Source organism: Pseudomonas sp. BT76 TE3572, assembly GCF_050435365.1.
Lineage (GTDB): Bacteria > Pseudomonadota > Gammaproteobacteria > Pseudomonadales > Pseudomonadaceae > Aquipseudomonas > Aquipseudomonas fluorescens_W.
Map to the genome: position 1 here is coordinate 2,176,830 of NZ_JBNDKE010000001.1, position 14,764 is coordinate 2,191,593.

The window sequence follows — 14,764 nt, forward strand, 5'->3', positions numbered from 1 at the left end:
ACACATGAATCCTGACATTCCTCTTCAACTCCTGGGCGGCATCACGGCGCGCGAATTCCTGCGCGACTACTGGCAGAAAAAACCCCTGCTGATCCGTCAGGCGATTCCTGAATTCGAAAGCCCGATCGACGCCGACGAACTGGCCGGCCTGGCGCTGGAAGAAGAAGTCGAGTCACGCCTGATCATCGAGAATGGCGAGCGCCCGTGGGAAATGCGCCGCGGCCCGTTCGCCGAAGACGAATTCAGCAAGCTGCCGGAACGTGACTGGACTCTGTTGGTTCAAGCGGTTGACCAGTTCGTACCGGAAGTCGCCGAGCTGCTGGAAAACTTCCGCTTCCTGCCGAGCTGGCGTATCGACGACGTGATGATCAGCTTTGCCGCCCCGGGTGGCAGCGTCGGTCCGCACTTCGACAACTACGATGTGTTCCTGCTGCAAGGTCACGGCAAGCGCAACTGGAAAATCGGCCAGATGTGCGATTCCGAGAGCAAGCTGCTGCAACACGCCGACCTGCGCATCCTTGCCGACTTCGAAGCCACCGACGAATGGGTTCTGGAACCGGGCGACATGCTCTACCTGCCGCCGCGCCTGGCCCACTGCGGTGTTGCTGTTGATGACTGCCTGACCTACTCGGTCGGTTTCCGTGCGCCGAGCGCCGCTGAAGTGCTGACTCACTTCACCGACTTCCTCAGCCAGTTTCTGTCGGACGAAGAGCGTTACACCGATGCCGACGCGCTGCCTGCCGTCGATCCACATCAGATTCAGCACGACGCCCTCGATCGCCTGAAAGCCTTGCTGGCCGAGCACATGAGCGACGAGCGCCTGCTGCTGACCTGGTTTGGCCAGTTCATGACCGAGCCGCGCTACCCGGAACTGGTGGCGGGTCCGGAAGAGATCGAAGAAGACGACCTGCTCGCCAGCCTTGAGCAAGGTGCAGTACTGATCCGCAACCCGAGCGCACGCCTGGCCTGGTCCGAAGTCGATGACGACCTGCTGCTGTTCGCCAGCGGCCAGAGCCGTTACCTGCCAGGCAAACTGCGCGAGCTGCTGAAGATGATTTGCGCCGCAGACGCGCTGCACGTCGACAATCTCGGCGACTGGCTGAGCGACGAAGACGGTCGCGGCCTGCTGTGCGAACTGATCAAGCAAGGAAGCCTGGGGTTTGCTGATGAATAAAATTCACGTACGTGTCGCAGACTGGCAAAAGGACAACGCCGAGATCCGGCGCATTCGTGAGACGGTGTTCATCGCCGAGCAATCCGTTCCACCTGAGCTGGAATGGGATGCTGATGACGCAACAGCGGTGCATTTTCTGGCCTTCGAAGGCGACTTTCCGATTGGCACCGCCCGCCTGCTGCCCGATGGCCACGTCGGCCGGGTATCGGTGCTGAAAGACTGGCGCGGATTGAAAGTCGGCGATGCGCTGATGCACGCAGTGATCGGTGAAGCCGAGAAGCGCGGGCTCAAGCAGCAGATGCTGAGCGCACAGGTACAGGCCACGGCGTTCTATGAGCGCTTGGGCTTCAGCCTGGTCAGTGAGGAATTCCTGGAAGCCGGGATTCCGCATGTGGACATGGTGCGTCACTCAGCCTGACACCGCGGCGCGGCCATCGCGAGCAGGCTCACTCCTACAAGGATTACGCCAGACCTTGTAGGAGTGAGCCTGCTCGCGATGAGGCCCTGAAGAACGCCCCGAAACGCCCCGCCATCCTCGGATGCCGGGGCGTTTTGCTGTCTACGATTCAACTTGCCCCACGCTGGGCCGACAAACTGGCAATATCAACACTTCAAGATGTCGGAGATAACGGATATGTCCCTACGCACCCTGCTCACCACGCTACTGCTGAGCTGCAGTTTTTCGGTCATGGCCGCCACCGAGATCGTGCCACTGAACTACCGCACCAGCGACGACATGCTGCCCATCGCGCAGAATTTCATCGGCAAGGAAGGCCAGGTCAGCGCCTACGGCAATCAGCTGATTGTCAATGCCGATCAGCGCAAGATCGACGAACTTAAGGCCCTGATCTCCCAACTCGACGTCGCCGCCAAACGCCTGTTGATCACTGTCGACACCAACGAAAACAACTTCCAGGGCGATCAGGGTTACTCGGTAAATGGCGCCAAACCGAGCCAGACTCGCATCATCAATCGCAGCACCGACAGCCGTGACGGCGGGATTCAGCAGATCCAGGCCAGCGAAGGCACGCCGGCTCTGATTCAGGTCGGCCAGAGCGTTCCGCTCACCAGCACTCAGACCGATTCCTACGGCGACCTGCGCAGCCAGACCGAATACCGCAACGTCACCCAGGGTTTCTACGTCACCGCCAGCGTCACCGGGGAGATCGTTCACCTGGCGATCAGCACAAACCGTGACCGCATGAGCCAGGAACGTCCCGATGTAGTGAATGTGCAAAGTACCGACACAACTGTCACGGGACGACTGGGCGAATGGATCACCCTGGCCGGCGTAAACCGCCAGACTCAGGCCGATAAACAGGGCCAGACCCGCAGCTACTCGACTCAGGGCCGCGATGACATGACCCTGCGGGTGAAAGTCGATACTTTGGACTAAACCACCGAAAACTGACTGATTAGTCGTATTAGACCAAAGATGTAGTGCCATAAAAAAAGCACTACAAAACGTTTGACGATACAAAAAAGCAAAGGCATGATGGCCTCGCTCCCGCTAATCAGGGGCCCTGGCAAGGGCCTTCGAGGCGCCGTTCGCACCTACCCCGCGAGCCGCTTCGTGTCTGTACCGCCCACAAGGTGTGTTTGACGAGGTTGCCGACTGGAACGAAGTTGTCCCGAGGGACGGAAGCGTAATTAGGTAACCCGGCTCCACACTGAAGTTCGTACCAAGGCCCACGACGCCCGAATGCGCTCGCCAGTTCGCCCTTACCTGCTCACTTCCCCTCGAGCCCATCGTTCATCCCGTCGCCACCCCCGCCGAATCCGACTTGACCGCCTAAGCTTCTGGTCAGCGAGCAGCCTTTTACGCTTCTAACTGCGTACTTGGCAGGAGCAGGAATTTTCCACCCAGACCTATGCGACGAGGTTTATCTCCATGGCACTGACACGCGAACAGCAAATTGCAGCCCTCGAAAAAGATTGGGCTGAAAACCCACGCTGGAAAGGCGTGACACGCGCTTACTCCGCTGCTGACGTCGTCCGCCTGCGTGGCTCGGTTCAACCTGAGCACACCTTTGCAAAATTGGGCGCCGAGAAGCTGTGGAACCTGGTGACCCAGGGCGCCAAGCCATCCTTCCGTCCTGATAAAGATTTCGTCAACTGCATGGGCGCCCTGACCGGCGGCCAGGCGGTACAACAAGTCAAAGCCGGTATCCAGGCAATCTACCTGTCGGGCTGGCAAGTGGCTGCGGACAACAACTCCGCCGAATCGATGTACCCGGACCAGTCGCTGTACCCGGTGGATTCGGTTCCAACCGTGGTCAAGCGCATTAACAACTCGTTCCGTCGTGCTGACCAGATCCAGTGGAAAGCCGGTAAAGGCCCGGGTGACGAAGGCTACATCGACTACTTCGCACCGATCGTGGCTGACGCTGAAGCCGGTTTCGGCGGCGTACTGAACGCTTACGAGCTGATGAAAAGCATGATCGAAGCAGGCGCCGCCGGCGTTCACTTCGAAGACCAACTGGCTTCCGTGAAAAAATGCGGCCACATGGGCGGCAAGGTACTGGTTCCTACCCAGGAAGCTGTACAGAAGCTGACCGCTGCCCGTCTGGCGGCTGACGTTGCCGGTACTCCGACCATCATCCTGGCTCGTACCGACGCTAACGCGGCTGACCTGCTGACTTCCGATTGCGACCCGTACGACCAGCCATTCGTGACTGGCGAACGCACCCAGGAAGGCTTCTACAAAGTGCGCGCCGGCCTGGACCAGGCGATCGCTCGCGGCCTGGCTTACGCTCCGTACGCCGACCTGATCTGGTGCGAAACCGCCAAGCCGGATCTGGACGAGGCTCGTCGCTTCGCTGAAGCGATCAAAAAGGAATACCCGGACCAACTGCTGTCGTACAACTGCTCGCCTTCCTTCAACTGGAAGAAAAACCTGGACGACGCGACCATCGCCAAGTTCCAGCGCGAACTGTCCGCCATGGGTTACAAGCACCAGTTCATCACCCTGGCCGGCATTCACAACATGTGGCACAGCATGTTCAACCTGGCGCACGACTACGCCCGCAACGACATGACTGCCTACGTGAAGCTGCAAGAGCAAGAGTTCGCTGACGCTTCGAAGGGCTACACCTTCGTGGCTCACCAGCAGGAAGTGGGCACCGGCTACTTCGACGACATGACCACCGTGATTCAAGGTGGCTCGTCTTCGGTAACCGCGCTGACCGGTTCGACTGAAGAAGAACAGTTCCACTGATCTGCTTCGCCTGAGCAAACGGCCGTTGCGGACCGAATAGAAAGCTAACCGCAGCGTCGCACATCTGACGCCCCGACTGGTTCGGGGCGTTTTTTTGCCTGCGATTTCCTCAGCGAACACATAACCTGTAGGAGTGAGCCTGCTCGCGATAGCGTCCGGTCAGGCAGCACAGTTTCGACTGACCGGACGCTATCGCGAGCAGGCTCACTCCCACAGTGGTCAGCGGTGAATCCGGGAAAAACCTTGATCCAGAGCATTTTCTCGATCAGGAAAAGAAGGTAAAACGACCCCGCTCACTACTTGTTGTTACGTGCATGTAAGACAACTTCCCACCCATTAACCTGTTAAACAGTTTAAAAACCACCACAAACAATATTGATTATCATTTAGCCGAAACTATGTTCGTTACATTCCCTACAAAACATAATTGATGAAATGCCGGCTAATGCCCGAACCGCATGGGCTGCGGGGTTTTGGAGGTGCGCTATGTCCTTATTCCTATAAATAATTTCGCTATAGGAATTTTACTTGCACGGTGTTGTGCCATAAAATCAGCGGGATTGATTGCTGCGACATATCGTCACTGCTTTGTTTCTTTTCAAGCTCAGAGACCTTTGCTCTCTGTTAAGGATTACCAGCATGCCCGAAGCGACAGGACTCATGGCCCACAACTGGGGCTTTGCCATTTTCCTTCTGGGCGTCGTCGGCCTTTGTGCCTTCATGCTCGGCGTCTCCAGCCTCCTCGGGTCAAAAGCCTGGGGCCGCAGCAAAAACGAACCGTTCGAATCCGGCATGCTGCCTACAGGTGGCGCCCGTCTGCGGCTCTCTGCAAAATTCTATCTGGTCGCGATGCTCTTCGTGATCTTCGATATCGAAGCCCTTTTTCTCTTTGCCTGGTCTGTGTCCGTCCGCGAAAGCGGCTGGACCGGATTCGTCGAAGCTCTCGTTTTCATAGCAATTCTGTTGGCAGGCCTTGTCTACCTATTTCGAGTGGGCGCCCTTGACTGGGCTCCGGCAGCTCGTCTTAAGCGGCAAGCGAAGCTGAAACAATGAGGCTTTGGCAATGCAATACAATCTCACCAGGATCGACCCCGATGCTCCTAACGAGCAGTATCCGATTGGCGAACGGGAAACCGTTTCCGATCCGTTAGAAGATCAAGTCCACAAAAACATTTTCATGGGCAAGCTCGAAGACGTGCTTAACGGCACGATCAACTGGGGGCGCAAGAACTCCCTGTGGCCGTATAACTTCGGTCTTTCGTGCTGCTACGTGGAAATGACCACCGCCTTCACGGCGCCCCACGACATCGCGCGCTTTGGCGCCGAGGTTATCCGGGCATCGCCGCGTCAGGCGGATTTCATGGTTATCGCCGGTACCTGCTTCATCAAGATGGCGCCGATCATTCAGCGTCTCTACGAGCAAATGCTCGAACCTAAATGGGTTATCTCCATGGGTTCGTGCGCCAACTCCGGTGGCATGTACGACATCTACTCAGTCGTTCAAGGGGTGGACAAGTTCCTGCCCGTGGACGTCTACGTGCCTGGCTGCCCGCCCCGTCCTGAAGCTTTTCTGCAAGGCTTGATGCTCTTGCAAGAGTCGATTGGACAGGAGCGTCGTCCGCTTTCCTGGGTCGTCGGCGATCAAGGCGTATACCGCGCCGAGATGCCTTCGCAAAAGGAACAGCGCCGCGAACAGCGAATCGCAGTCACCAACCTGCGCAGCCCCGACGAAGTCTGATCCAGACCTGCTTCTTTTATAGAACGAGAACCTGGCTTCATTCTTTACGTTGACCGAAAGCGATAAATAACCATGACTACAGGCAGTGCTCTGTACATCCCGCCTTATAAGGCAGACGACCAGGATGTGGTCGTCGAACTGAACAACCGTTTTGGCCCCGAGGCGTTCACCGCCCAGCCTACCCGCACCGGCATGCCGGTGCTTTGGGTTGCCCGTGCCAAACTCGTCGAAGTCCTGACCTTCCTGCGCAACCTCCCCAAGCCGTACGTCATGCTCTATGACCTGCACGGCGTGGACGAGCGTCTGCGCACCAAGCGTCAAGGGCTGCCAAGCGGCGCTGACTTCACTGTGTTCTATCACTTGATGTCGATCGAACGTAATAGTGACGTAATGATCAAGGTCGCCTTGTCCGAGAGCGACCTCAGCGTGCCGACCGTGACCGGCATCTGGCCGAACGCCAACTGGTACGAGCGTGAAGTGTGGGACATGTACGGCATCAACTTTGCCGGTCACCCGCACCTGACCCGCATCATGATGCCGCCGACCTGGGAAGGTCACCCGCTGCGCAAGGACTTCCCGGCCCGTGCCACCGAGTTCGACCCGTTCAGCCTGACCCTGGCCAAGCAACAGCTTGAGGAAGAAGCCGCGCGCTTCAAGCCTGAAGACTGGGGCATGAAGCGTTCCGGGGCGAACGAGGACTACATGTTCCTCAACCTCGGCCCTAACCACCCTTCCGCGCACGGTGCGTTCCGCATCATTCTGCAGCTGGACGGTGAAGAGATCGTCGATTGCGTACCGGACGTCGGTTACCACCACCGTGGTGCCGAGAAGATGGCCGAACGTCAGTCCTGGCACAGCTTCATTCCGTACACCGACCGTATCGACTACCTCGGCGGCGTGATGAACAACCTGCCGTACGTGCTCTCGGTCGAGAAGCTGGCCGGCATCAAGGTGCCCGAGAAGGTCGATGTCATCCGCATCATGATGGCCGAGTTCTTCCGGATCACCAGCCACCTGCTGTTCCTGGGGACTTACATCCAGGACGTCGGCGCCATGACCCCGGTGTTCTTCACGTTCACCGACCGTCAGAAGGCGTACACGGTGATCGAAGCCATTACCGGTTTCCGTCTGCACCCGGCCTGGTACCGCATCGGTGGCGTCGCTCACGACCTGCCGCGCGGCTGGGAAAAACTGGTAAAAGACTTCATCGAGTGGATGCCAAAGCGTCTGGACGAATACCAGAAAGCCGCACTGGACAACAGCATCCTGCGTGGCCGGACCATCGGCGTCGCCGCCTACAACACCAAAGAAGCCCTGGAATGGGGCGTCACCGGTTCCGGCCTGCGTTCGACCGGTTGCGATTTCGACCTGCGTAAAGCTCGTCCGTACTCCGGCTACGAGAACTTCGAATTCGAAGTGCCGCTGGCGGCCAATGGCGACGCCTACGACCGTTGCATCGTGCGTGTCGAAGAAATGCGCCAGAGCCTGAAGATCATCGAGCAGTGCATGCGCAACATGCCGGAAGGCCCGTACAAGGCGGATCACCCGCTGACCACGCCGCCGCCGAAAGAGCGCACGCTGCAACACATCGAGACCCTGATCACGCACTTCCTGCAAGTTTCGTGGGGCCCGGTCATGCCGGCCAACGAATCCTTCCAGATGATCGAAGCGACCAAGGGCATCAACAGTTATTACCTGACGAGCGATGGCGGCACCATGAGCTACCGCACCCGGATTCGCACCCCAAGCTTCCCGCACCTGCAGCAGATCCCTTCGGTGATCAAAGGCAGCATGGTCGCGGACTTGATTGCGTACCTGGGTAGTATCGATTTCGTTATGGCCGACGTGGACCGCTAAGCATGAATAGCACGCTTATCCAGACAGACCGTTTCGCCCTGAGCGAAACCGAGCGCTCGGCCATCGAGCACGAGCTGCATCACTACGAAGACCCGCGCGCGGCGTCGATCGAAGCCCTGAAGATCGTCCAGAAGGAACGTGGCTGGGTGCCTGATGGCGCGCTCTACGCCATCGGCGAGATCCTCGGCATCCCGGCCAGCGACGTTGAAGGGGTGGCGACGTTCTATAGCCAGATCTTCCGTCAGCCAGTCGGCCGTCACATCATTCGCGTCTGCGACAGCATGGTCTGCTACATCGGTGGCCATGAATCGGTCGTCAGCGAAATCCAGAGCAATCTGGGCATCGGCCTGGGTCAGACCACCGCCGACGGTCGTTTCACCCTGCTGCCGGTCTGCTGCCTCGGCAACTGCGACAAGGCGCCGGCGTTGATGATCGACGACGACACATTCGGTGATGTGCAGCCTGCCGGCGTTGCCAAATTGCTCGAGGGCTACGTATGACCCTGACTTCCTTCGGTCCAGCCAACCGCATCAAGCGTTCGGCCGAGACTCACCCGCTGACCTGGCGTCTGCGTGACGACGGCGAAGCCGTATGGCTCGACGAATACCAGGCCAAGAACGGCTACGCGGCTGCGCGCAAGGCTTTCGCCGACATGGCTCAGGACGACATCGTCCAGACCGTGAAGGACTCCGGTCTTAAAGGTCGCGGCGGTGCAGGCTTCCCCACGGGCGTTAAGTGGGGCCTGATGCCCAAAGACGAATCCATCAACATCCGCTACCTGCTGTGCAACGCGGACGAGATGGAACCGAACACCTGGAAAGACCGCATGCTGATGGAGCAACTGCCCCATCTGCTGATCGAAGGCATGCTGATCAGTGCTCGCGCGCTGAAAACCTACCGTGGCTACATCTTCCTGCGTGGCGAATACACCACCGCCGCCAAGCACCTGAACCGTGCCGTGGAAGAAGCCAAGGCAGCAGGCCTGCTGGGTAAAAACATCCTGGGCAGCGGCTTCGATTTCGAGCTGTTCGTCCACACCGGCGCCGGGCGTTACATCTGCGGTGAAGAAACCGCACTGATCAACTCCCTCGAAGGCCGCCGCGCCAACCCGCGCTCCAAGCCGCCCTTCCCTGCCGCCGTTGGCGTGTGGGGCAAGCCGACTTGCGTGAACAACGTTGAAACCCTGTGCAACGTGCCGGCGATCATTGCCGACGGCGTGGACTGGTACAAATCGTTGGCCCGCGAAGGCAGTGAAGACATGGGCACCAAGCTCATGGGCTTCTCCGGCAAGGTCAAGAACCCGGGCCTGTGGGAATTGCCGTTCGGCGTCACCGGTCGCGAGTTGTTCGAAGACTACGCCGGCGGCATGCGCGACGGTTACAAGCTCAAGTGCTGGCAGCCAGGCGGCGCCGGTACCGGTTTCCTGTTGCCGGAACACCTGGACGCACAAATGTACGCCGGCGGCATCGCCAAAGTGGGCACCCGTATGGGTACCGGCCTGGCCATGGCAGTGGACGACAGCGTCAACATGGTTTCCCTGCTGCGCAACATGGAAGAGTTCTTCTCCCGCGAATCCTGCGGTTTCTGCACCCCGTGCCGTGACGGTTTGCCGTGGAGCGTCAAGCTTCTGCGCGCGATCGAGAACGGTGAAGGGCAAGCCGGCGATATCGAGACCCTGCTGGGTCTGGTCGGCTTCCTCGGCCCAGGCAAAACCTTCTGTGCTCACGCACCGGGCGCCGTGGAGCCGTTGGGCAGCGCAATCAAATACTTCCGCCATGAGTTCGAAGCCGGCATCGCGCCTACCAGCGCCGTCGTCCCGCCTCTGGCAAGGCCGATCGTAGTCGGCGCGTAAACGCTTAAAAAAGCGAAGGGTCCGTGCCCGCAGCTTTTCGTGTGATGACGCCGCAAGCGGCTGTGTTGATTCACGCGAATAACAAGATTCCATTAGCCACGCCCGCTGACACCGGGCCAACGAAGAACTTTGAACCATGGCCACTATCCACGTAGACGGCAAAGAGCTCGAAGTCGATGGGGCAGACAACCTGTTACAGGCATGTCTGTCGCTAGGCCTCGATATCCCTTATTTCTGCTGGCACCCAGCCCTGGGCAGCGTTGGCGCTTGCCGCCAGTGCGCGGTCAAGCAGTACACCGACGAAAACGACAAGCGTGGTCGGATCGTCATGTCCTGCATGACCCCCGCCACCGACGGCAGCTGGATCTCCATCGACGACGAAGAAGCGAAAGTGTTTCGCGCCAGCGTCGTCGAATGGCTGATGACCAACCACCCTCACGACTGCCCGGTCTGTGAAGAAGGCGGTCACTGCCACCTGCAAGACATGACGGTGATGACCGGCCACAACGAGCGCCGTTATCGCTTCACCAAGCGTACTCACCAGAACCAGCAACTGGGCCCGTTCATTTCCCACGAAATGAACCGCTGCATCGCCTGCTACCGCTGCGTGCGCTTCTATAAGGATTACGCTGGCGGCACCGACCTCGGTGTGTTCGGCGCCCACGACAACGTGTACTTCGGTCGCGTTGAAGACGGCACCCTGGAAAGCGAGTTCTCCGGCAACCTCACCGAGGTCTGCCCGACCGGTGTGTTCACCGACAAGACTCACTCCGAGCGCTACAACCGCAAGTGGGACATGCAGTTCTCGCCGAGCATCTGCCATGGCTGCTCCAGCGGTTGCAACATCTCCCCGGGTGAGCGCTACGGTGAACTGCGTCGTATCGAAAACCGTTTCAACGGTTCGGTAAACCAGTACTTCCTGTGCGACCGTGGCCGTTTCGGCTATGGCTACGTCAACCGCAAGGATCGCCCGCGTCAGGCATTGCTGGCCAACGGCGCCAAGCTGACCCTCGACGAAGCGCTGGATAAAGCCGCCGACCTGCTGCGCGGTCGCAACATCGTCGGTATCGGTTCGCCGCGTGCCAGCCTCGAAAGCAACTACGCGTTGCGCGAACTGGTCGGTGCCGAGCACTTCTACTCCGGTATCGAAGCCGCCGAGCTGGAACGCATTCGTCTGGTCATGCAGGTGCTGAAAGACAGCCCGCTGCCGATCCCGAACATGCGCGACATCGAAGACCACGATGCGATCTTCGTCCTCGGCGAAGACCTGACCCAGACCGCTGCACGTATGGCCCTGTCCCTGCGTCAATCGGTCAAAGGCAAAGCCGAAGACATGGCCGACGCCATGCGCGTTCAGCCTTGGCTCGACGCCGCCGTGAAAAACATCGGTCAGAACGCTCTGAACCCGCTGTTTATCGCCAGCCTGGCTGAAACCAAGCTCGACGACATCGCTGAAGAATGCGTTCACGCTGCGCCAGACGACCTGGCCCGCATCGGTTTCGCCGTGGCTCACGCCCTCGACGCCAGCGCGCCTGCCGTTGAAGGCCTGGACGCTGAAGCTCTTGAGCTGGCCAAGCGCATTGCCGACGCCCTGCTCGCCGCCAAGCGTCCGCTGATCATTGCCGGCACCTCGCTGGGTTCCAAGGCGCTGATCGAAGCCGCGGCAAACATCGCCAAAGCCCTGAAGCTGCGCGAGAAGAACGGTTCCATCAGCCTGATCGTGCCAGAGGCCAACAGCCTCGGCCTGGCCATGCTCGGTGGCGACTCGGTCGATGCCGCGCTGCAAGCCGTGATCGACGGCAAGGCCGACGCTATCGTCGTGCTGGAAAACGATCTGTACACCCGTACTGACAAAGCCAAGGTCGATGCTGCCCTGAACGCCGCGAAAGTGGTGATCGTGGCGGACCATCAGAAGACCGCCACCAGCGATCGCGCGCACCTGGTTCTGCCAGCCGCCAGCTTCGCTGAAGGCGACGGTACGCTGGTCAGCCAGGAAGGTCGCGCCCAGCGCTTCTTCCAGGTCTTCGACCCGACTTACCTCGACGCAAGCATCATGGTTCACGAAGGCTGGCGCTGGCTGCATGCCCTGCGCGCTACCCTGTTGAACCAGCCGATCGACTGGACCCAACTGGACCACGTCACCGCTGCCTGTGCCGCAAGCACTCCGCAACTGGCCGGCATCGTCAGCGCCGCACCGTCCGCCGCGTTCCGCATCAAGGGCCTGAAGCTGGCTCGCGAACCGCTGCGTTACTCCGGTCGTACCGCCATGCGCGCCGACATCAGCGTGCACGAACCGCGTACTTCCCAGGACAACGACACCGCGTTCTCGTTCTCCATGGAAGGTTACTCGGGCTCGGTCGAACCGCGTCAGCAAGTGCCATTCGCCTGGTCTCCGGGCTGGAACTCGCCGCAAGCCTGGAACAAGTTCCAGGACGAAGTCGGTGGTCATATCCGCGCTGGCGACCCGGGCACCCGCCTGATCGAAAGCACCGGTGACTCGCTGAACTGGTTCGCCAGTGTTCCTCGCGCGTTTAACCCGGCTCCAGGCACCTGGCAGGTTGTGCCGTTCTTCCACCTGTTCGGTAGCGAAGAAAACTCTTCCAAAGCCGAGCCGGTCCAGGAACGCATCCCGGCCGCTTACGTGTCGCTGGCCAAATCCGAAGCCGACCGTCTGGGTGTCAATGACGGCGCCATGCTGAGCTTGAGCGTTGCTGGCCAGACCCTGCGTCTGCCGCTGCGCATCAACGAAGAGCTGGGTGCCGGTCTGGTCGCATTGCCGGCCGGTATCGCCGGCATTCCGCCAGCGATCTTTGGCAAAACCGTTGACGGTCTGCAGGAGGCAGCTCAATGACCTGGTTCACGCCTGAAGTGATTGACGTGATCATCGCGGTCCTCAAGGCCATCGTGATTCTGCTCGCCGTTGTGGTGTGCGGCGCGCTGTTGAGCTGGGTCGAGCGTCGTTTGCTCGCCCTCTGGCAGGACCGTTACGGTCCGAACCGCGTCGGCCCGTTCGGCGCGTTCCAGATCGCGGCCGACATGATCAAGATGTTCTTCAAGGAAGACTGGACCCCGCCGTTCGCCGACAAAGTGATCTTCACCTTGGCACCGGTCGTGGCCATGAGCGCCTTGCTGATTGCCTTCGCGATCATCCCGATCACCCCGACCTGGGGTGTGGCGGATATCAACATCGGCATCCTGTTCTTCTTCGCCATGGCCGGTCTGTCGGTCTACGCGGTGCTGTTCGCCGGCTGGTCGAGTAACAACAAGTTCGCCCTGCTGGGCAGCTTGCGGGCCTCGGCGCAAACCGTGTCGTACGAAGTGTTCATGGGCCTGTCGCTGATGGGCATCGTGATCCAGGTTGGCTCGTTCAACATGCGCGACATCGTTGAATACCAGGCGCAGAACCTGTGGTTCGTCATTCCGCAGATCTTCGGTTTCCTGACCTTCTTCATCGCTGGCGTCGCCGTGACTCACCGTCACCCGTTCGACCAGCCGGAAGCAGAGCAGGAACTGGCCGACGGTTACCACATTGAATACGCCGGCATGAAATGGGGCATGTTCTTCGTCGGCGAGTACATCGGCATCGTGTTGATTTCGGCGCTGCTGGTGACCCTGTTCTTCGGTGGCTGGCACGGTCCGTTCGGCATTCTGCCGCAGATCCCGTTCATCTGGTTCGCACTGAAAACCGCGTTCTTCATCATGTTCTTCATCCTGCTGCGCGCCTCGATTCCGCGCCCACGGTATGACCAAGTGATGGATTTCAGCTGGAAGTTCTGCCTGCCGCTGACCCTCGTCAACATGCTGGTGACCGCTGCGATCGTGTTGCTCAACACGCCCGCCGTCGCGGCTCAGTGAGGATAGAGAATCATGAAGTACATATTTGACATCGTGCATGGCTTCTTCACCCAGCTTCGCAGCCTGGTGATGATCTTCGGCCATGCCTTCCGCAAGCGCGACACGCTGCAGTACCCGGAAGAAGCCGTGTACCTGCCGCCGCGCTTTCGTGGCCGTATCGTCCTGACCCGCGACCCCGACGGCGAAGAGCGTTGTGTAGCCTGCAACCTGTGCGCCGTGGCGTGCCCGGTCGGTTGCATCTCGCTGCAGAAAGCTGAAACCGATGACGGTCGCTGGTACCCGGAGTTTTTCCGTATCAACTTCTCGCGCTGCATTTTCTGCGGCCTCTGCGAGGAAGCCTGCCCGACCACCGCGATCCAGCTGACACCGGATTTCGAGATGGCCGAGTTCAAACGTCAGGACCTGGTGTACGAGAAAGAAGATCTGCTGATCTCCGGCCCCGGCAAAAACCCTGATTACAACTTCTATCGTGTTGCAGGTATGGCGATTGCCGGTAAGCCCAAAGGCGCCGCGCAGAATGAAGCCGAACCGATCAACGTGAAGAGCTTGCTGCCTTAAGGAAGAAAGATGGAATTCGCTTTCTATTTCGCATCGGGTATCGCTGTTGTGTCCACGCTTCGCGTGATCACCAACACCAACCCCGTGCACGCCCTGCTCTACCTGATCATTTCGCTGATTGCCGTGGCGATGACGTTTTTCGCCCTCGGCGCACCGTTTGCCGGTGTGCTGGAAGTGATCGCCTACGCTGGCGCCATCATGGTGCTGTTCGTGTTCGTGGTGATGATGCTGAACTTGGGCCCGGCCTCAGTTCAGCAAGAGCGCGTCTGGCTCAAGCCCGGTATCTGGCTCGGCCCGGTCGCACTCGGCGCCCTGCTGCTGGTTGAACTGCTGTACGTGCTGTTCAGCCACTCCAGCGGTCAGGCCGTCGGCCACACCACCGTAGACGCCAAGGCCGTGGGCATCAGCCTGTTCGGTCCTTACCTGCTGGTGGTCGAACTCGCCTCGATGCTGCTGCTCGCCGCAGCCGTCACGGCGTTCCACTTGGGCCGCAACGAAGCCAAGGAGCAATGA

At 59.6% G+C, this 14,764-nt stretch carries 13 protein-coding genes; all 13 read left to right on the top strand.

Features of this window, described 5'->3' with window-relative positions; genetic code table 11:
* Window positions 1-4 precede the first annotated feature (4 nt).
* The 13 genes from ABH912_RS09970 (at window position 5) to nuoJ (ending at window position 14,764) form a co-directional block, all read left to right on the top strand.
* Window positions 5-1,174, top strand: a complete 1,170-nt coding sequence (locus ABH912_RS09970; RefSeq protein ID WP_033057059.1) for a cupin domain-containing protein — start codon at window positions 5-7, stop codon at window positions 1,172-1,174.
* Window positions 1,167-1,592, top strand: coding sequence for a GNAT family N-acetyltransferase (locus ABH912_RS09975; RefSeq protein ID WP_033057062.1), 426 nt, complete (start codon window positions 1,167-1,169; stop codon window positions 1,590-1,592). The genes ABH912_RS09970 and ABH912_RS09975 overlap by 8 nt, the downstream gene beginning before the upstream one ends.
* 216 nt (window positions 1,593-1,808) lie before the next feature.
* Window positions 1,809-2,570 carry a secretin N-terminal domain-containing protein gene (locus tag ABH912_RS09980; protein ID WP_033057064.1) on the top strand — a complete coding sequence of 254 codons (762 nt, stop codon included), beginning with the start codon at window positions 1,809-1,811 and terminating at the stop codon, window positions 2,568-2,570.
* 495 nt (window positions 2,571-3,065) lie between these two features.
* Window positions 3,066-4,391 carry an isocitrate lyase gene (gene aceA, locus ABH912_RS09985; protein ID WP_033057066.1) on the top strand — a complete coding sequence of 442 codons (1,326 nt, stop codon included), beginning with the start codon at window positions 3,066-3,068 and terminating at the stop codon, window positions 4,389-4,391.
* 639 nt (window positions 4,392-5,030) lie between these two features.
* Entirely contained in the window at window positions 5,031-5,444 is a 414-nt protein-coding gene (locus ABH912_RS09990; RefSeq protein WP_008146033.1) for an NADH-quinone oxidoreductase subunit A, read from the top strand.
* A gap of 10 nt (window positions 5,445-5,454) precedes the next feature.
* Entirely contained in the window at window positions 5,455-6,129 is a 675-nt protein-coding gene (locus ABH912_RS09995; RefSeq protein ID WP_008146035.1) for a NuoB/complex I 20 kDa subunit family protein, read from the top strand.
* A 72-nt stretch (window positions 6,130-6,201) separates the two neighbouring features.
* Window positions 6,202-7,986 carry an NADH-quinone oxidoreductase subunit C/D gene (gene nuoC / locus ABH912_RS10000; protein ID WP_008146037.1) on the top strand — a complete coding sequence of 595 codons (1,785 nt, stop codon included), beginning with the start codon at window positions 6,202-6,204 and terminating at the stop codon, window positions 7,984-7,986.
* Between the two features lie 2 nt (window positions 7,987-7,988).
* The gene (nuoE, locus tag ABH912_RS10005) at window positions 7,989-8,486 is read left to right on the top strand and encodes an NADH-quinone oxidoreductase subunit NuoE (RefSeq protein WP_008146039.1); all 498 of its coding nucleotides are present in this window, start codon (window positions 7,989-7,991) and stop codon (window positions 8,484-8,486) included.
* Window positions 8,483-9,838, top strand: coding sequence for an NADH-quinone oxidoreductase subunit NuoF (nuoF, locus tag ABH912_RS10010; RefSeq protein WP_008146041.1), 1,356 nt, complete (start codon window positions 8,483-8,485; stop codon window positions 9,836-9,838). Before nuoE ends, nuoF begins: the two co-directional genes overlap by 4 nt.
* A 136-nt stretch (window positions 9,839-9,974) precedes the next feature.
* Window positions 9,975-12,689: an NADH-quinone oxidoreductase subunit NuoG gene (gene nuoG, locus ABH912_RS10015; protein WP_429510555.1), complete on the top strand. Its 2,715-nt coding sequence runs from the start codon at window positions 9,975-9,977 to the stop codon at window positions 12,687-12,689.
* Entirely contained in the window at window positions 12,686-13,693 is a 1,008-nt protein-coding gene (nuoH, locus tag ABH912_RS10020) for an NADH-quinone oxidoreductase subunit NuoH (RefSeq protein ID WP_008146046.1), read from the top strand. Before nuoG ends, nuoH begins: the two co-directional genes overlap by 4 nt.
* Before the next feature lie 12 nt (window positions 13,694-13,705).
* Complete coding sequence (gene nuoI / locus ABH912_RS10025) at window positions 13,706-14,251, top strand: NADH-quinone oxidoreductase subunit NuoI (RefSeq protein WP_019648466.1); 546 nt, start codon at window positions 13,706-13,708, stop codon at window positions 14,249-14,251.
* Window positions 14,252-14,260: 9 nt separating this feature from the next.
* Window positions 14,261-14,764, top strand: coding sequence for an NADH-quinone oxidoreductase subunit J (nuoJ, locus tag ABH912_RS10030; RefSeq protein WP_033057072.1), 504 nt, complete (start codon window positions 14,261-14,263; stop codon window positions 14,762-14,764).